This window comes from Enterorhabdus sp. P55, assembly GCF_009911695.1.
Lineage (GTDB): Bacteria > Actinomycetota > Coriobacteriia > Coriobacteriales > Eggerthellaceae > Enterorhabdus.
This window is the reverse complement of record NZ_QWKK01000011.1, coordinates 1-19,123: the sequence shown is the minus strand read 5'-3', so window position 1 is coordinate 19,123 and position 19,123 is coordinate 1. Positions and strand designations below refer to the sequence as shown.

Here is a 19,123-nt window from a genome sequence, read left to right as displayed (position 1 = left end):
CACCCAGGATGACTGCGAGGGGAGGTGGCTTGTGCCCGACGGCTCGCGGAGCTAGTTTCGTGTGCCTTCGGGAGCCTGCGTAGCGAGCGGGCGGGCGGCAGGGGGTCAGTTGGCGAGACATTCGGTGACGGTGGGATTCTTCGCGATGATCTCTCGCAAGGCGGCAAGGTAGCGAACGAGGAGGTCGCTCGGCTTGCGCTCGTCGTGCATGAGGTAGCCTACCTCCATCGATGCGTCGGTGTCGAGGGGAATGGAGGCGATTCCCGAGAGCATCTCCTCGGAGAGCACGCCGGTGGAAAGCGTGAATCCGTTGTGGTGCGTGAGCAGGTTAGTGAGCGTTCCGCGGTCGGATATGCGGATGATCTTCTTGTGAGGCAGGTAGCTGAACGGCTCCTCGGCGTAATAGAACGAGTTGGCCGTGCCCTGCTCGAAGGAGTAGCGGGGGTAAGGCGCCAGGTCGTCGGGCGTCAACACGTCGCGGTCGGCCAGGGGGTGGCGCTCGCTCACGAACACGTGGACGCCCGCACGGAAGAGCGGGTAGAACGATACGCTCGCCTCGGCGAAGGCTCGCTCCAGCACGCGCCGATTGAAGTCGTCGACATAGAGAATGCCGGCTTCGCTGCGGAAGGAACGCACGTCGTCGATGATCTGCCCGGTGGCGCACTCGCGGAGGATGAAGTCGTACTCGTCGCCTTGGAACTCGTCGGCCACCTGCATGAAGGCCTGGACGCTGAAGTAGTAGTGCTGCGTGGAGATGGCCAGCCGTGCCAGCTGAGCGTCGCCGCCGGCATAGCGGGCTTCAAGCATGTCGGCCTGCTCGACCACCTGGCGCGCATAGCCGAGCAGCTCGGTGCCGTCATTGGTGAGCGTGACGCCGCGATTGCTGCGCGTGAAGATGGTGATGCCCAGTTCGCGCTCCAGCTCCTTGACAGCCGTCGACAGATTCGATTGCGATGCGTACAGCTGCGTTGCCGCCGCATTGATAGATCCCTGCTCCGCAATGGCGATCAGGTAGCGAAGTTGCTGAAGAGTCATAGGTTCGTCCTTCCGTATTCACGCTGTACCACGCGAGCGGCGGCCAGCGTTTGCCGCCCCGCCAGCGTCCCGCTACGTTCGCGTACTGCTACACCAGCCGCCCGCATTCCGCCGCGCCCTCTGTCGGCGCCGTCTGCCCGGCGTGGCGGGCAAATGTTTCACGTGAAACAGTATCCTTTTTCTATTCGAGATAATCATAAACTAGGTTATCTATTTTATCTATATCGTTCGATCAGAACATTGAATCATCGAATCGCTTGTACGCTTATGCGATCAGTGGTTTCATACAGCTTACTGTTTTCGAAGCATCAACGTGAAGGAGCCACCATGGCCAAGGACATCCCCTACGATCAGAAGTACTACGATCCGGAGATCGAGTGCATACCGCGCCCGGAGCTGGAGGCGATGCAGCTCGAGCGCCTCAAGGACATGGTCGCCTATGCCTATGAGAACACCGTCTACTACAAGCGCAGCTTCGATGAGGCAGGCGTGCACCCGGAGGACATCCAGACCCTCGCCGACATCGAGAAGTTTCCCTTCATCGACAAGAAGACCGAGCGCGATACCCAGCACGTCGGCAGCTTCTTCGGCGAGATGTGCTCCGTACCTGAGGAGGAGGTCGTCTTCATGGCCACCTCATCCGGATCGACCGGCGTCCCCACGGTGAGTCCGTTCACCCAGGAGGACTTCGACCTGTGGCAGGATACCGAGGCGCGTCTGTTCTGGCAGGCTGGCATGCGTCCGAACGACCGCTACGTCCACGGCCTCAACTTCGCGCTCTACGTGGGAGGCCCTGATGTCATCGGCGCGCAGCGCCTGGGTGCGCTGGCCATCTGGGTGGGCGCTGTCCCCTCCGATCGCCTGCTGTTCGTGCTCAAGCAGTACCAGCCCACCGTTATCTGGACGAGCCCGTCTTACGCGTGGCAGCTGGGCGAGAAAGCGAAGGAGAAGGGATTCGACCCGCGTACCGACTTCTCCATCCACACCATCATCGTGGCTGGCGAGCCGGGCGGCTCCATCAAGTCCACGCGCGAGGCCATCGAGAACCTGTGGGGCGCGAAGGTGGTCGACTTCTTCGGACTGTCTGACATCTACGGCGCCTGCGCGGCCATGTGCGAGGCGAAGGACGGCCTGCACATCGTGGAGGACCAGATCCTCGTGGAAACGGTCGATCCCAACACCGGCGAGGTGCTCGAGCCCGGCCAGCAGGGCGAGCTCGTGTACACGACGCTCATGAAGAAGGCACGCCCGATGATCCGCTTCCGCACGGGTGACATCGGCTACGTCTCCACCGAGAAGTGCGAGTGCGGTCGCACGCTGGCGCGCATTCACGTCACCGGCCGCAAGGACGAGATGTTCATCGTCGGCGCCGTTAACGTGTTCCCCACCGACATCGAGTACGTCGTCCGCGCGGAGAAGGGGCTCACCGGCGAGTACTCCATTCGCGTCTATGACCAGGACTTCACCACCAAGTACGAGGTGTCCGTCGAGCGTGCTCAGGGTTCCGAGGAGCCCTATGACGAGGTGGCTCGCCGCGTTGAGAACGCGCTCAAGACGCACACCGGCGTACGCCCGGCCAAGGTCATCGTGTATGATGCCGGCAGGCTCGGAACTTCGTCGGAGCACAAGGCATCGCGCTTCGTCGACGAGCGCACCTCCTCCAAGTAGTCGCGTCCGGCCGAAGGCGAGCGGCCCGCATCGCCTGAGCGAGCGCTCCCTCGGCCGGCTTTCGCCCGCAACGACCCGATCCCATGAAAGGGGCTCCCGTGAGCAAGACGTTCTCCATCTCCGGCCAGCACTACCTCTTTGATGTGCAGACCTTCGCCCAGGTGGTGCTCGCCGCTGGTGGCGATGAGTTCCACTACGCGCTCTACGACCGCACGACCCAGGGTGTTATCGATGATGTGACCTCGGGAAAGAGCGACCTGGGCGTCATCTTCCAGACTTCTGAGACGGCTGAGGGCCTTGGCGCGGCGCTCGATGCCGCGGGTCTTGAGTTCCACGAGCTTATCCGCAGCACTCCGCGCGTGGCGCTGCCGGCGAGCCATCCTATGGTGAACGCCGACAAGCTGACGTTGGAGGCCATGGCGGATTATCCCTACCTCTACTTCGACCAGGGCGACGACGCGCCGGCCTTCTTCTTCGAGGAGGCCCTGGCCACAGTCCCGCGCGCTAAGACCATCGCCTGCACCGACCGCGCGTCGCTCTCCGAGCTGATTGTCGCGCTCAACGGCTATACGGTGACGAGCGGTATTCTGGTGGGCATCTCTGACGGCGCGTCGCTCAAGACCGTGCCGCTCGACACTGACGTGCAGCTGCGCCTGGGCTATGTCACTCGCAAGGACGCCGAGCTCTCCGATCTGGAGCAGCGCTTCGTCGAGAAGCTGGAGAAGAACCTGGAGAAGTACGCGCGCTTCTAGCATCGCCACATCTTCGGCGACCGTCGCGCTTTCCGCATCCCTCGCGCTTGCGGACGCCCGGCGCCGAGGTGCGAGAACCTTTCGCAGGGCCTGTGTTTCACGGGAAACACAGGCCCTTCCTTTTGCGGGGGGATGCGGGGGGGGTGGAGGGTCGGTGGGGCGGCGGAGCGGTGAAGTTTACGTCGCGGCGATAGGCGATGGCGGCTGATGGCGCCGCGTGTGCTGGATGAGACTCGCGTTCGGAACCTGTGGGCGCCGGAGGAGGTTGCCGCGGCCAGGGCGCACCGGGGGGCGCCGTCCCCTGGCAGCTAGGGGAGGTGGCGCCCCCCCCTCCTGGCAGACAGGGCGTGCGCGGCAGCTGCTGTCCTCCGGCGAGCTAGGGTGGGGGTGCTTGAATGTTTCACGTGAAACATTCAACCGTGGCTAACTTTTGGTGGATTGATTCTCGGAGGGGTGTGTTTCACGTGAAACATCGGCTGTTTCCCTATACTGGATGGGAAAAGAGAAGGGACAGCCTATGATCGAAGTTCTGTGGCATGGTCGCGGCGGCCAGGGCGCGTTTACGGCGGCACGGCTGCTCGGTGCGGCGGCGTCGATGGCCGAAGGCACCTCTGCGCTGGCGTTTCCGTCGTTTGGGCCGGAGCGGCGCGGTGCTCCGATGCGCGCGTTCACCAAGGTGAGCGACCGCCCCATCGGCGACCGCAGCGCCATCACGCGTGCCGACTACGTGATATACCTTGACGACACGCTGCTCGCCCCCAGCTGGGAATCCGAGCTAAAGCCTGGCGGCATTGCGCTCGTGAACAGCGTGAAGACGCCGGAGTCCCTCCTGAGTGCCATCGGCGCGCCGCTAGCTGCCGCCGTTGATGGATCTTCCGGAGGCGATCGGCTGCTGACCCTTGATGCCAACGGCATCTCGTCTGAGTTGCTGGGTCGTGCTATCCCCAACACGGTGTTCCTCGGCGCGCTTTCGCTGCTTTGCGACCAGGTTCCCTTCGACGCGGTGGGCGAGGCCGTGCGCCAGTACATGCCGCCCAAGCTGCACGAGAAGAACCTGGCCATCGTCGCCGAGGCGCGGCATGCGATGGCCCAGGCGCTGGCGGCTCGCGCTGTTTCGCGGCAGGCCCGGGATGAGGCTGCGGAAGGCGCGCCAGCCGATGTTTCACGTGAAACAGGGTTCGCTGCCATGCAGCCGCGCTCGGCCGAAGGCGCCGCGCCTGGCGAGCGCCGTATGCCAGAACCGTTGCCTGCGTCGGTCCTGCGCTCTCCCACGATTGTCATTCCGCGCTTTCGCGACCACCTGGCTGCCCCGCTTCCCAGCTTGGAGCCGCGCGACTTCGCGCAGTCTACCTGCTATCAGGCGGGTCACCTGGTCTCCCGCAATGCCGGCTGGCGCAACGTGCGCCCCGTGCTGGCTGCGGATCTGTGCACGGGCTGCCTCCAGTGCTACCTGTACTGTCCCGATGGCACTATCGTGCGCACCTACGCGACCAAGGACCAGTTGTCTGCGGGGGATGCGTCCCTCGCGGCCGTCGCCATCGACTATGACTTCTGCAAGGGCTGTGGCATCTGCGCGAAGGCGTGTCGCTTCGATGCCATCGCCATGATCTCGGAGGAGGACGCCCTCGCCGCAGAGCGCCAGATCGCGGAAGATGACGCGGTCGCATCTGTCGGCGTCTCCGCTTCGGACGCCTCAGCGTCCCACGCCACGCGTTCGGGCGTTTCGGCCGATGCCGCCTCCGGCGACTCGCTCGCCGACGCGTTCCTTTCCGATTACGAGAGCGAGGGTGGTGCCCGATGAAGCGCTTTCTTTCCGGCGACGAGGCCTTGGCCGAGGGCGTGCGTCTCGCGCGGCCGCAGGTCATAGCGGCCTATCCCATCACGCCGCAGACCGTGGTGGTCGAGCGCCTCTCCGAGATGGTCGAGTCCGGCCAGCTCGCCGCTGAGTACGTGCACGTGGAATCCGAGCACTCGGCGCTTTCCTGCGCCATGGGCGCGTCGGCCACCGGCGCGCGAACCTTCACGGCCACGTCGAGCCAGGGGCTTCTCTATATGGCCGAGGTGCTGACCTACGCCGCAGGCGGGCGCTTCCCCATCGTCATGATGAACGCGAACCGCTCCACCGCGCTGCCGTGGAACATCTACGGCGATCAGCGCGACTCGCTGGCGCTGCTCGACCACGGCTGGATCCAGGCCTACGCCGAGAGCAACCAGGAGGCACTTGATCTGGCGCTCATGGCCTACGCGGTGGCCGAGGATCCGCGCGTCAGCACGCCGTTCATGGTGAACCTCGACGGCTTCGCGCTCACGCACACCTACGAGAACGTGGACATTCCCGAGCCGGCGCAGGCCGATGCGTTCCTGCCGCCCTACCAGACGACGAATCGCTTCGACTTCGAGCATCCTGTGAACATGGGGTACTCGGCTGGCCCCGAGTTCAACCGCTACTTCAAGTACTGGGAGCACCGCGCTCTGGCCGGCGCCGCGGCGGTGATCGCTGAGGTGGAGGAGCGCTTTGCCCAGGTGATGGGCCGGCGCTACCCAGGGCTTATCGACGCCTATCGCATGGACGATGCCGATGTAGCGATGGTGACGCTCGGCTCGGTGTCGGGCCTGGTGCGGCAGGTGATCGACCAGCTGCGCGCCGTCGGCCTGCGGGTCGGGCTCGTGCGCATCCGCTACGTGCGGCCGTTCCCCGCTGGCGATCTGGCGCGGGCTCTGAGTAGCGTCCGCGCTGCGGGCGTGCTGGAAAAGGACGTCTCCTTCGGGGCGGAAGGCACAGTGTTCACCAATGTGAACTCCGCTTTGCAGCAGGCGGGGACGGGTGTTCCCACGATGAACTTCATCGGCGGCCTGGGCGGCGATGACATAACGGAGCAGCAGGTAGAGGACGCGTTCTTCGACCTCATGGCGCTTGCTGAGCTGGCTGCGGAGAGCCCACGCGCCGCCAGCGCCGTGGATCGCGTGCGGTTTCTCGGGATAGACGAAGACGGCGTCGGCGCGTGTGGCGCGGACGGCCCTGCGGAAGGCGGTGAGTAGGATGGCTCAGGTGGAACGCTGGTCGGAGGTGCTGTTCGGCGCGGGGGTGGAGGCTCCCGAGGAGCCGCCCGCCGGTGCGCCTGGGGTGTCAGGCCGCCTGGCCGCCTCGGGTGCGTCGGCTGCTGGCGGGGGTGGCGCGGCAGACCCGGGCGCGGGCTCGGGTGCCGTCGGGAGCGCTTCCGCTGTCCGGCTAGAGGGAGACCCAGATGATAGCGTGAGGCGCGCTGGGCGTGTTTCTCCCCGTCAGGCGTCCGGGACCTCGCGTCCGAGCGCGCGCACGCTTCCCGACGACGAGCTCTTCTTCGGCCATAAGGCCTGCGCTGGCTGCGGTGGCAGCCTAGCCGTCCGCGCGGCGCTCAAGGTGCTGGGCCCCCATGCCGTCTGCGCGCTGCCGGCCGGCTGCATGAGCGCCGTCGGCTTCAACTTCCCGCAGCTGTGCTTCGCCAACAATGCCATGATCACGCCCTTCGCGGCGACGGCTGCCGTGCTCACGGGAATAGAAGCCGGTCTGCGCGCGCAGGGCAAGAAGCCGGAGGACTGCACGGTGGTGGGCTTCGCCGGCGACGGCGGCACGGCCGACATCGGGCTCCAAGCGCTCTCAGGCGCCATCGACCGCAACGACGACATCCTCTACATCTGCTACGACAACGAGGCGTACATGAACACGGGCATCCAGAAGAGCTCGCTCACCCCGTTTGGCGCCAAGACCACCACCACGCCGGCAGGGCGCAACGCGCACGGTTGCCTGACGCAGAAGAAGAGCCTCTTCGAGGTGGTTGCCGCCCATGGCATCCCCTACGCGGCTACGGCGTCCATCGGGTACCTGCCCGACTTCATGGCTAAGGTGCAGAAGGCGGCGTCCCTTCGCGGCACCAAGTACATCCACGTCATCGCCCCGTGCCCGACGGGTTGGGGCTGCGGCGTGGATGAGACGGTGGAGCTGGCAAAGGAAGTGGTTGACTGCGGGCTGTGGTACCTGGCGGAATACGAGGGGCCGGCGGTCAGCGGGCGGCCCGGCGGGGCGTTCTCGCTCACGCGGCATCCGCACGGCTTCTCCAGCGTTGAGGACTACCTGCGCCGCCAAGGGCGTTTCCGTGCGCTCACGGATGACGAGGTGGCCGTTGTGGTAGCTGGCCGTGACCAGAAATGGGAGGCCATCCGCCGCGACTGGGCGTAGGATCTCCCTCGCGATAAGTGAAGAACGAGAGGACGAGGGCGACTGCCTCGAGGGGTCGCCCTCGTCCTCTTCTTCTGTCTGGGCGAGGTGAACGGTTGCTAATCATGGTTTAGCGGCAAAATAGTTGACAGACACTCTGTAACTACTATTCATTCTTTATTCTGTCAAATAATCATTCATTTCAGTCAAAATGGATATTTTCGCAGTTCAGATCGGTGTTTTTTCATTCGCCGTTTTTGAAGGAAAAGTGCGCTGAATCGTTCGTGAAGTAGAACGAGCGCGAAAAAAGACGTAAAAAGGCCGGAAAAGCTCAATTCTCAATACAGAAAAATCAATTAACCTGTACTAAGTAGTTAAAAAATGTAATGAACAAAGAATAGTGGGAATTTCATCCGGCGACGTTATTGAGAACGGTGATTTTTCCTGGCTAAGATAGGGCTGTCGATAACGACCCGGCGCCTTCTCGTGCAGGGGTCGCTCGATTTTGAAAACCTATCGGTCATCGAGTCACTGGCAAAAACGTGCGTCGCGCAGTTCGCAGGCAAGCGATCAGGCGGGCAGCGCGGTCTTGATGGCTGGAGATACCCGCACGGGATCTCCTGGCAGGCCTCCAGGAGAACCCCGGAGCGAAGAAGAGGGGAGGCGTCCGGGCAAAGCCGCCTCCCTCCTTGGACCTCTCGAAGCGGCGTCTTGAACGACGGCACTTGCCCCCGCGGTGCCGTCGTTCAAGACGCCGCTTTTTCTTTTGCCGGGGTGAGTGCGTTGCGCTGGGCGTTGTCGGCTATGGCGCCGGAAGAGAAGGAGTGTTTCACGTGAAACATCCCCATGTCGCTCGGGCACCCGCGGGATGCGGCTACTTGAGGTGAGTGGGTACCCGCGGGGTGGAAGAGGCGGAGTGTTTCACGTGAAACACTCGCACGCTGTGCGCCTGCCCGCGTTGCGCTCCTGCCCGCGTTGCGCGTTGCGCGCTGCGCGCCTGCTCACGTTTCGCGTTGCACGTTGTGTGGTTTCTCGCGGTGCTCGGGCGCTTGCGGCGTGCGGGCGCTAGGGGAGGACGCGCCAGAAGCCGGTCTTGGTGGAGCCGTGGCGGGCGATGAGGCGAAGCTGCGTCAGACGCTTGAGGGAGCGGCGAACGGTGCTGTCGCTCACGCCGAGGGCGGCGGCCAAGTCGGCCGCGTTGGGACGGTCGAGGTCGCGCAAAAGCTCGAGCAGGCGGCGGTCGACGGAGGAGAGGCGGAGATCCTCAAGCGGGTCGACCGGCGGCGGAACGAGGGGAAGGGTGACAGAAGTCTCATCGACCCCTAAGGCGAAGACGGGTGCGGAAAGGCCGGCCCGCGCGCAGGCGTCCGCCATGAGGTGCGTCCCCCGACCCCACGACCCGGTGGCGCCCAAGGCCGCCAGGGCGGCCGCCATAATGGGGTTGGCCGGTCGCGCGGAATGCGGCGAGGCGAGGTCATCCGCCGTCCACGTCGTCGGCGGGCGGCCGACGTTGGCAATAGTCACCCGATCGGGATAGACGCTTACCTGGACAGGAGCGCCAGCGGCGTAGTCCTTGTGGGCAAGCGCGTTCAAAAGCGCCTCGCGCAGCGCCGCAGCGGGCAGCTCGCCGTCCTTGGCGGCCGGCTCCGGTGGCGGCGCGTCCAGGGAGCGCTCCGTGCGAAAGACGCTGCGGACAGGAGAGGTCGCTCGCCGGGCCTCTGCTTCCCGTCCGTGCCGCGTGTCTGCGACGCCGGCTGCGGAGAGGATGACGCGGACGGCCTCGTTCGCCTGGCTCACGAGCGGTCCGCGCACCTCGACTCGCCGCGACGGCGCACCCCCGCCCGCGCAGGGCGCGGCGGCGCCTTCGTCCTCGAAAAAGCCGATGACCGTGAAGGCGCCGGCTATCAGCTCGTCTGGCGCGCGGTGGGCGAGTGCCACGCAGGCGTTGTTCGCGAACCCCGTGGCCTCGTCAGCCAGGTTCAGCGCGGCCAGCCGCCGCAGCACGGCCGCCGCATGCCGGCCGCCGCCGCTGAGCTCCTCGCTCAGCAGGTCGTCCGCCGACCATCCGCCTGCTCCCGGCGTCTCCTCCTCGTCCCAGGGATTCTGGTCGACAGCGCGTCGGGCCCCATCGCCCCTGCGCAGAAGCCCCGCGATCCCTCCGCGCCCGCCCTCGGCCGCGTTCTCGCCTTGCGTGCCTTCCCCCTCGTCGCCCTCGGCCGGTCTCTCGTCGGCCGCGCCTGTGCGGGCGCGGCCTTCGGCAGCCACGAGGAGGGCGCGAAGCGTCGCAGGATCGAGGTCTTCCAGGCGCGCGGCCGAAACAGGGCGCCGCTCCCAGGTCGGCTCCTCCTCTTCGCCGCGGCCCCGCAGAAAGCGCACGAGGTCGGTGCCGACGAGCAGGGAGGTCTGCCCGTCACGGCGCTGGAAGAAGCGTCCCTCGTAGCTGACGGGCTGCGCACTCGGCAGCACTGCCGCCTCGACGCCCATGCGCCCGCCGACCATCACGAGGCTTACCTCGCAGGTGATGCCCAGCTCCTCGTAGAGCCGCACGGGCAGCCATTCGAGCGTCTCCAGCGGGGTCTTGCCTCGCCGCGTCTCGGGCACCTCCACGAGCAGCGAGCCGCCGTGCCCGTTGGCGAACGCGCACGCGGTCTCCAGCCACGCGCCATGGCGCAGGTCTGCTTGCTCGATTACTTCCTGGTCCACCGCTCCGCCTTCCGCTCTTCCCTGGCTGAATTCTAGCAAAGAAGGGCCGGGGAAGCCGCCCTGCCCTCCTCGCATCCGCCTCGCAGCCCCTCGCTCAGGGTTCGCGATGGTGTGGGGCAGTCTGCTAGAATGGGCGCGCTGCGCTCGGGCCTTGGGAAGTCTGGCCGCGCAGTCCCAGCATCTGAAAAGAAGAAGGAGGGACCATGGAAGACGCCTCGTCGCTCAACGACCTGCTCGTCTCCGTCACGGGTGAGATCGACGGCTTCATGTACACCTATATCCTGGTGTTTCTGCTGGTCGTCGTTGGTATCTGGTTCACCGTGCGCACCAAGTGCGTGCAGATCCGCTACCTCAAGGACATGTTCACCCAGCTGACGGAGAAGAAGCATGTGCCGGGCGAGCGCTCCATCTCGTCGTTCCAGGCGCTCATGGTGTCTACCGCCTCGCGCGTGGGCACGGGCAACATCGCCGGCATCGCCACGGCCATCGCCACAGGCGGTCCGGGCGCGGTGTTCTGGATGTGGATCATGTCCATCGTCGGCGCGGCCTCGGCCTTCATCGAGTCCACGCTGGCGCAGATCTGGAAGGTGCGCGGCGCCGACGGCGAGTTCCGCGGCGGCCCGGCCTACTACATCCAGCAAGGCCTTGGCAAGCGCTGGCTCGGCGTCGTGTTCGCCGTGGCGCTCATCCTGTGCTTCGCCTTCGGCTTCAACGGGCTGCAGGCCTACAACATGACCTCGGCGCTCGAATACTATATTCCCGACTACGCCACCAACGGCACCGCTATCGCCGTGGGTCTCGTGACCATCGTGTTCACGGCGTTCGTCATCTTCGGCGGCGCCAAGCGCATCTCCATCATCACGTCCATCGTGGTGCCCGTGATGGCCATCGCCTACATCGCCCTGGCCGTGTGGACGACGGTTTCCAACCTTGGCGAGATCCCGGCTGTGTTCGGGCTCATCTTCGCCTCGGCCTTCGACTTCCAGTCCATCTTCGGAGGATTCGCGGGGTCGGTGGTCATGCTCGGCATCAAGCGCGGCCTATTCTCCAATGAGGCCGGCATGGGCTCGGCTCCGAACGCCGCGGCCACTGCCAGCGTGTCGCACCCGGTGAAGCAGGGCCTCGTGCAGAGCCTCTCCGTGTACATCGACACGCTCGTCATCTGCACCTGCTCGGCCATGATGGTGCTCATCTTCTACGTGCAGAACCCCGATGCCGCCCAGGCGCTCAACGGCATGCCGCTCGTGCAGATGGCCGTGAACAACTCCGTGGGCGAGGCGGGCATCCACTTCATCACCTTCGCCATCTTCGCGTTTGCGTTCTCGAGCCTCATCGGAAACTACTTCTACGCCGAGAGCAACGTCCGCTTCATCGCCAACAACAAGTACGTGCTGCTGGTGTTTCGCGTGCTGTGCCTGGCGGCCATCATGTACGGATGCCTGAACAGCTTTGACCTGGCGTGGAACCTTGCCGACATCTTCATGGGCTTCATGGCCATCATCAACCTGGTGGCCATCCTGCTGCTGGGGAAGTGGGCGCTCAAGGCGCTCGACGACTACACGGCGCAGCGTCGCGCCGGCAAGGACCCGGTGTTCATGGCGTCGAGCATTGCCGGTTTGCCCGCTACCGAGTGCTGGCATGAGGACGAGCTGGAGGACTTCGGCGGCGCGCCCATCAAGGAGTACCTGGATGAGGCGCTCGACGCCGACGCGCCCGCGCTCAAATAGCGCACGGGCGTGCAGGGGCCTGGCGCGGCGGTCGGGCCGTGGACGGCTCCTGTGCGCCGGCGCCTCCCCGCCATGTGGAATCCCCCGGCTTCGAGGCCGGGGGATTTTTTTGCGCCGCCTTGCCCCCTTGGCCGCCCTGGCGCGCCGCCGCCTGGCTCCTCGCCGCTTTTCGTGGCACTGTGGCCGTCGTTCGTTCCCGTAGGGAGGTGCCTGGTTTCTCCTGGCGCTAGAATAAGTCGTTCGGTTCCTGAGAGGAGCAGCCAGCCGGTTGGCAAGCCGGCGTCGGCGTGGGGGCCCGGGAGCGAAGAGACCGACACGACGGGAAGGAAGCAGCCCATGACCGTGTTCCATCGACTCTCAAGAGGCGCAGACGGCGCGATGAGCGAGGAGGTCGTCAACGCCGAGGTCTCCCGCGAGTTTCTCGAGCGCATCCCCGGAGGCCTGTTCCGCTACCGCGCCGAGGGCGAGCGCGCCGGTCAGATCGACTACGTCAGCAAGGACCTGCTGACGATGTTCGGCTGCGACACCTACGACAAGTTTGCCAAGTTGACCGGATGCCTCTTCATCGGCTTAGTGCATCCCGACGACCGCGAGCGCGTCGAACGGGAGATAGACGCGCAGATAGCCGTGGGCGACGCTGACCAGGTGACCTACCGTCTGAACCGCGCCGACGGCAAGACCGTGTGGGTGGACGATCGCGGGCGCTTCGTGCGTGATTCCGATGGTACGGCTTGGTTCTACGTGACCCTCGTCGACATCACCGAGAAGGTAGGCTACCAGCGCCAGATGGAGCGTGGGAACGAGCGCCTGGAGATCCTCACCGCGCTCAGCAACGACGTCGTGTTCGACGTGGACTGCCCGTCGGGCGCCACCGAGGTGTTCGGCGACTTCGAGGGCCGCTTCGGCCGCAAGCCCCAGATGTCCGACATCGTGTTGCGCCGCCGCTGCCAGGGCGAGTGCTGCCTCGACATCTCCTGCTTCGACATCGAGCCCATGATGCAGCGCGTCGCCCAGGGAAGCTTCGTGGAATGCGAGACCTCCATCCTCGATTCTGACGAGCAGCCCATCTGGTTCCGCTACCAGTCGTTCGTTCAGTTCGACGAAGAGGGCAACCCCGTGCGTCATGTGGGGCGTCTGCTCGACACCCACGAGATGGTCCTGCGCGAGAACCAGTTCCGACGCAAGGCCGAGCACGACAGCCTCACCCAGCTCTACAACCGCGAGGCGGCTACGACGCGCATCGAGGAGTTCCTGGCCGACGATGAGGGGCCGTGCAGCTTCCTCATCATCGACGTGGACGACTTCAAGCATATCAACGATCGCTTCGGGCATCCCGAGGGAGACCGCGTGCTGCGCGAGATCGGATCGTTTTTGGGGAAGGTCATGCGCAAGGAGGACGTGGTGGCGCGCTTCGGCGGCGATGAGTTCACCATCTTCGCGAAGGGCCTGGGGCCGGGGCCTGCCATCGAGAACATCCTCGCGCGTATTGCGCAGGGGCCCTCAACCGGCAGCGCGGACGATGAGCCCTGCGGCTTTGTGATGCCCACGCTCTCCATCGGCGCCGTGACGTGCGTCAGCACGGGGCGCACCTTCGAGGAGATCTACCAGGCCGCCGACGAGACGCTCTACGAGGCCAAGCGCGCTGGCAAGGCCCAGGCGAAGCTCCGCGTGCTGGAGTAGCGCCCGGCAGCCCGCCGCTCGCGCCTGTGTGGGCGGCCCGACGCCCGCCGGCCGGTGGCCCGCGGCGTCCGCGTGGGCGGCCGCCGGCCCATCGTCCGCCGCCGTCGCTGTCGCCCGATGTCACCGTTGCCCGCATGGTGATGGTTCGCGCGCGGCCCCCGCTTGGTCGCGCATCACGCGAGCCCGATCAGTCGAGCAGGATGTTTCACGTGAAACATCCTGCTCTTTTTATGTAGGCGAACCTACCTCAGCTAGCTCCCCCAGGCGCCCGGTAATGTGCCCCGATGCCCTGGCTAACTTCTATGGACGCTTTGTGAGGAAATGGGGAGCCGCCTGAGTCGACGCCGGCTTTCTCTTGAATTGATGTACCGATTTTGGTACAACTGTGCCCACAAAACCTAGTAGTTAGCTAGACTTTACGAAAAGCGTCAACGGGCCACTACGGCTGTTCGGCGCTCCCAACGAGAGAAACCAATGGATGGAGGCATCCCCTTGAACAAGAAGACCAACGCGCGCGCTGCCGGCCCGCTGCCCGGAGTGAGGGGCAAGCTCGCTATCGCCGCCATGGCCCTCGCCTTGGCACTGGCCCCCCTGGGCTCCTACGCGAGTGCCGCCGCCATGCCCGCCGAGGCTGGCCCCGTCGCGTCTGACGCCCCCGCATCCGATGCCGTCAGCACCGTGACGCAGCCGCGCTTCGTCGACGGCGAGACGCGCCCGGAGCCGCCCGTCGACGGGGATGATGCGGCCGACCACACCATGACGTTCTACTACTGCGAGCCCATGGGCTACGAGGACCCGGACTACAGCCACCCGAGCGGCATCCGCCTGCTGAAGAAGCGCGTGGTCACCGGTCTCAAGGCAGGCCAGGTGCTTGACACCCGCGACTACGTCGAGGATATCGAGGGTCATGTCTTCTTCGACGCCTACCCCGTCAAGCCGGTCGTGTCCTCCGACGAGTCCCAGAACTACGTGGAGCTGGTCTACTTCAAGACCATGGACAATGCCTGCACGGTGAACTACTACAAGGTGAAGGGCCAGCCAGACGCCATGGTGGGTTCCGACGACATCGCCATCGAGAAGATGGGGTCGTTCACCATCGACAACCAGCGCTTCGATCAGAAGATCGAGGGAAGTCAGGTGGCCGCTCCGCTCGAGGAGATGATCTGCCTGGATACCTATCCGGAGTCCATCCGCCTGAAGGACAACCCCGAGGACAACGTGATCAACGTCTTCTACACGCCCGCGTTGACGACACTGCCCGGCAACACGATCGTGCCTGACTACACGACTCCTCCCGCGGATGGATCGACTGATCCGGATGCGCCCGAGGTCGTTCCACCGGCGGAGGACGCCGTGCCCCCCGCGTCCGGTGATGCCGACAAGCCGTCAGCAGGCGGCGACGCCGAGGCCGCGCCTCCTGCCGGCTCTGACCAGGCGAAGCCCGAGGGCGATTCGGGCGGCTCCGGCACGGCCGGCTCCGACGGCGCCGATGGCGCTGAGCCCGGCCAGCCCCAGCCGACCCCGGCTCCGGCTCCCGAGCAGCAGGACCCGGCCCCGGCGCAGCCGACCCCGGACGCCAACGCCGACGCCTCCGGCAGCGCTGAGGCCGCCGCTGACCGCGACCGCGACCCTAAGATCGCGTCCGAGCTTCCCCAGACCGGCGACGCGCTGCCGGCGGCCCTTGTCTCCGTCGCCGTTGTGGTCGCTGCTTCTGCCGGCGCGCTCCTGGTCGCCTCGCGCCGTCTCCACGTGACGCGCCGCTAGTCACCTAACACACAGAACTGTCCCCTGTGCTCAAGGGCCCTTCCTCCTGGAAGGGCCCTTTGTGTGTTTGCCGCTCCGTTTCCCCTGATCCGCCGGCTCATCAATTACGCCTTTGCAACGTATGGCCCTGATAAAGGTAACGCATGCCACCCCGAGCGGGCGCAATTCGCTGGAGGCGGTACCTTTTAGGCGTCGTATCGATTGTGTTGGGACGTGTGCCGCGGGCATGCCTCCTCGCACCAGGCAATGAAAGGAGAGCGAGTATGAGCGCATCTCAGAAAGCGCCTGTGGCGAGCGCGTCGTCAGCCGGCTCCGCGTCGCCGCTCAAGACGCTCGGGTTCTTCGGCTTCTTCGCTATCACCGCATCCATGGTGATGACGGTGTACGCCTACCCGAATTTTGCGTCCTCCGGCATGCACCTCATCTTCTTCCTCATTCTCGGAGGCGTCTTCTGGTTCCTCCCGGTCGCGCTGTGCGCGGCCGAGATGGCCACCGTGAAGGGGTGGGAGTCTGGCGGCATCTTCGCCTGGGTGGGCAACACCCTGGGCAAGCGCTGGGGATTCGCGGCGTTGTTCTACCAGTGGTTCCAGATCACCGTCGGGTTCGTGACCATGGCGTTCTTCGTCTTGGCCGCCATCTCGTTCATCGTGGGCTGGGACGCCTTGTATGACAATCCGCTCGTCATGTTCATCGGCGTTGCCATCATCGTGTGGGGCCTGACCCTCACCCAGCTCGGCGGCACGAAGCTCACGGCGCGCATCGCCAAGATCGGCTTCTTCGGCGGCGTGCTGATTCCCGCGGTCGTTTTGCTCGTCGGCTTGGTGGCCTACCTGGCTACGGGCGGCATCTCCCAGATCGACCTGGCCACGGCCAGCTACGTGCCCGACTTCACCAAGACCGGTACGCTCGTCATCTTCGCGTCGTTTATCCTGGCCTTCGCCGGCGTGGAGGCCTCGGCCTCGCATGTCAACGAGCTCAAGAACCCCGGCAAGATCTATCCGCTCGTGATGATCGTGCTGTGCGTGCTCACCATCGTGCTCGACACCCTGGGCGGCATGGCCGTGGCTCTGACCATCCCGCTCGAGCAGCTCGAGGGTAACATGAGCGACGGCGTCATCGCGGCGTTCGCGGCCATCTTCGACGCGCACTTCCACGCAGGCTGGCTCGTGTACGTCATCGCGTTCCTCCTGGCAGCCGGCGTGCTCGCCGAGATCTCGTCCTGGATCGTCGGCCCGTCGCGCGCCCTGCTCGCCACGGCTGACGAGGGCATCCTGCCCAAGACGTTCGCCAAGACCAACAAGCACGGCGTGAGCGTGAAGACCGTCGTCATCCAGGGCATCATCGTCACTATTTGGGATGCGGTGCTCTGCGGCTCGATGGCGCTCTCCGGCGGCTCCAGCTCGTCGGTGGCCTACCTCACTGCTGTGGGCCTGACCGTCGTCATCTACCTGGTGGGCTACGTGCTCTTCTTCCTCGGCTACTTCAATCTGGCCCTCAAGAAGAAGGACCTGCCCCGCGTGTTCAACGTGTTCGGCAAGAGCACGGTGGGCAAGTGCCTCATGGCGGGCATCGGCCTTGCGGTGACCCTGTTCGCCCTCATCATCTCGTTCTTCCCGTCGAGCGAGCTTTCCGCGCAGGCCAACATCGTCTACGTGATAACGCTCATCGTGTGCTGGGCTGTCTCTGTGGCCATCCCGTTCGTCATCTACGGGCTGCGTCACCATTGGGATGGCACCAAGAAGCCGGCGGGCACGTCGACGCCTAAGACCACGCATCGCGGCGGTACCCACGCGCCGCACCCCGCGGGTTAGTCCCGCATCCTTCGCCCGGGCCGCCGGCAACTGCCCGGTCCGGGCACCTCAAGGAGCCTCTGCGACGAGCTTGCGCACGTCGCTGGCCATAACTGTTCCCCGTCAACGCAGTGCCGCCTCGATCCGCGACGCCGCAACCAAGGTAAGGAGACCCTTTCATGACTAAGAAAGACGTTAAGCTCGTCTCGACCGAGGAGCTTGCCGAGATGGACGCCCAGACCGGCACCACCAGCCCGATTTTCGGCTCCTACGCGTCCGACGTGGAGATGCCCTCCACCAAGCTGAACCATGACCCCATCGAGCCGCGCATCGCGAGCGAGGTCATCCGCGAGTATCTGGGCACCGAGGGCAACGCGCACCAGAACCTCTGCACCTTCGTGCAGACCTACATGGAGCCCGAGGCGACTGAGCTGATGAAGGACACGCTCGAGAAGAACGCCATCGACAAGGACGAGTACCCGATGACGGCCGACCTGGAGAACCGCTGCGTGCGTATCATCCAGGATCTGTGGCATGCCGACCAGAACGAGCAGCCCATGGGCACCTCCACGGTGGGCTCGTCTGAGGCCTGCATGCTGGGCGGCCTGGCCGCGCTGTTCCGCTGGAAGGCGCTTGCGAAGGCCGCGGGCATCGACATCTACTCGTCGCACCGCCCGAACCTCGTCATCACGAGCGGCTACCAGATCTGCTGGGAGAAGTTCTGCCGCTACTGGGACATCGAGATGCGCGAGGTCCCCATGGACGCCGATCACCTGTACATGACGCCTGACCAGTGCATGAAGTACGTCGACGACCACACCATCGCCGTGGTCTGCATCCTGGGCATCACCTACACCGGCTGCTACGACGACGTGAAGGGCATCGACGCTGCCCTGACCGAGTACAACAAGACCACCAACATGCCTGTCCGCATCCATGTGGACGCTGCTTCCGGCGGCATGGTGGCCCCATTCATCGAGCCTGACCTCGAGTGGGACTTCCGCCTGCCCAACGTCTGGTCCATCTCCACGTCCGGCCATAAGTACGGCCTGGTGTACCCTGGCATCGGCTGGATCGAGTGGCGTTCCAAGGAGGCCCTGCCCGAGGATCTGATCTTCTGGGTGAGCTACCTCGGCGGCCAGGAGGCCACTATGGCCATCAACTTCAGCCGCTCCGCGTCGCAGATCGTGGGCCAGTACTACGTCTTCATGCGCAACGGCTTCGAGGGCACCAAGGAGATCCAGCAGCGCACGATGGACGTGGCGCATCACCTGGTGGAGGGCATCAAGAAGATGGGCATCTTCATCATGTACGAAGAGGCCACCGAGATCCCGATCCTCTGCTGGAGCCTTGATCCTGCGGCCGGCAAGAGCTGGACGCTGTACGACCTGGATGACCGTCTGCGTATGCACGGCTGGCAGATCCCGGCCTACCCGCTGCCGGCGAACATGGAGGACGTCACCTGCCAGCGCATCGTGACCCGCGCCGACCTGTCGATGACCATGGCCGACAAGTTCCTGAAGGACATGGCCGCCGAGATCAAGAACCTGGACAACGCCACCGTCATCGGCGCCCAGGACAGCAACATCTCGAACAAGGCATTCGATCACAGCGGCCGCTAAGGGCTGCTGAATCGGAAGGCCGCGCGCAGGCGCCCCTTCCAGCGCACGAGAGCGCGCCCCGCAGCCTCTGGCTGCGGGGCGCTTCTTTTTGGGTGCGGCGGGGAAGTGGGGCGGCGGTTGGGCAGAGGGTGCGGCGGGGAAGTGGGGCGGGTGCTGGCGGCGGTCGGAGGCGGGGCGGGGGCGGTGG

12 protein-coding genes are annotated in these 19,123 nt (G+C 65.3%); 10 read left to right on the top strand and 2 right to left on the bottom strand.

The features are described from left to right. Positions 1-105 precede the first annotated feature (105 nt). A complete protein-coding gene (locus tag D1643_RS02275; RefSeq protein ID WP_160708200.1) occupies positions 106-1,035 on the bottom strand; it encodes a LysR family transcriptional regulator in 930 nt (309 codons plus the stop codon). Positions 1,036-1,362: 327 nt separating this feature from the next. On the opposite strand from D1643_RS02275, the gene D1643_RS02270 reads away from it, so the two are divergent. From D1643_RS02270 to D1643_RS02250, 5 genes are all read left to right on the top strand, one after another. After that, a complete protein-coding gene (locus D1643_RS02270) occupies positions 1,363-2,703 on the top strand; it encodes a phenylacetate--CoA ligase family protein (RefSeq protein ID WP_160708198.1) in 1,341 nt (446 codons plus the stop codon). 98 nt (positions 2,704-2,801) lie between these two features. Then, positions 2,802-3,455, top strand: a complete 654-nt coding sequence (locus tag D1643_RS02265) for a LysR family transcriptional regulator substrate-binding protein (RefSeq protein WP_370520265.1) — start codon at positions 2,802-2,804, stop codon at positions 3,453-3,455. A 517-nt stretch (positions 3,456-3,972) separates the two neighbouring features. Beyond that, entirely contained in the window at positions 3,973-5,256 is a 1,284-nt protein-coding gene (locus D1643_RS02260) for a 2-oxoacid:acceptor oxidoreductase family protein (protein ID WP_160708194.1), read from the top strand. After that, positions 5,253-6,494, top strand: coding sequence for a pyruvate ferredoxin oxidoreductase (gene porA / locus D1643_RS02255; protein ID WP_160708192.1), 1,242 nt, complete (start codon positions 5,253-5,255; stop codon positions 6,492-6,494). The genes D1643_RS02260 and porA overlap by 4 nt, the downstream gene beginning before the upstream one ends. A 1-nt stretch (position 6,495) precedes the next feature. Then, entirely contained in the window at positions 6,496-7,671 is a 1,176-nt protein-coding gene (locus D1643_RS02250; RefSeq protein WP_236643319.1) for a thiamine pyrophosphate-dependent enzyme, read from the top strand. A 1,044-nt stretch (positions 7,672-8,715) separates the two neighbouring features. Here the strand turns inward: D1643_RS02250 and D1643_RS02245 are convergent. Further along, a complete protein-coding gene (locus D1643_RS02245) occupies positions 8,716-10,353 on the bottom strand; it encodes an ATP-binding protein (protein ID WP_160708190.1) in 1,638 nt (545 codons plus the stop codon). A 203-nt stretch (positions 10,354-10,556) separates the two neighbouring features. Between D1643_RS02245 and D1643_RS02240 the strand changes: the two genes are divergently transcribed. The 5 genes from D1643_RS02240 (at position 10,557) to D1643_RS02220 (ending at position 18,936) form a co-directional block, all read left to right on the top strand. After that, positions 10,557-12,080 carry a sodium:alanine symporter family protein gene (locus tag D1643_RS02240; RefSeq protein ID WP_160708188.1) on the top strand — a complete coding sequence of 508 codons (1,524 nt, stop codon included), beginning with the start codon at positions 10,557-10,559 and terminating at the stop codon, positions 12,078-12,080. Positions 12,081-12,416: 336 nt separating this feature from the next. Further along, a complete protein-coding gene (locus D1643_RS02235) occupies positions 12,417-13,760 on the top strand; it encodes a sensor domain-containing diguanylate cyclase (protein WP_160708186.1) in 1,344 nt (447 codons plus the stop codon). Positions 13,761-14,252: 492 nt separating this feature from the next. Further along, positions 14,253-15,524, top strand: coding sequence for a hypothetical protein (locus D1643_RS02230; protein WP_160708184.1), 1,272 nt, complete (start codon positions 14,253-14,255; stop codon positions 15,522-15,524). 263 nt (positions 15,525-15,787) lie between these two features. Further along, on the top strand, positions 15,788-17,335 hold the full coding sequence (locus D1643_RS02225) for an amino acid permease (RefSeq protein ID WP_160708182.1): 1,548 nt from the start codon (positions 15,788-15,790) through the stop codon (positions 17,333-17,335). A gap of 158 nt (positions 17,336-17,493) precedes the next feature. Continuing rightward, complete coding sequence (locus D1643_RS02220; RefSeq protein ID WP_160708180.1) at positions 17,494-18,936, top strand: glutamate decarboxylase; 1,443 nt, start codon at positions 17,494-17,496, stop codon at positions 18,934-18,936. Positions 18,937-19,123: the final 187 nt, after the last annotated feature.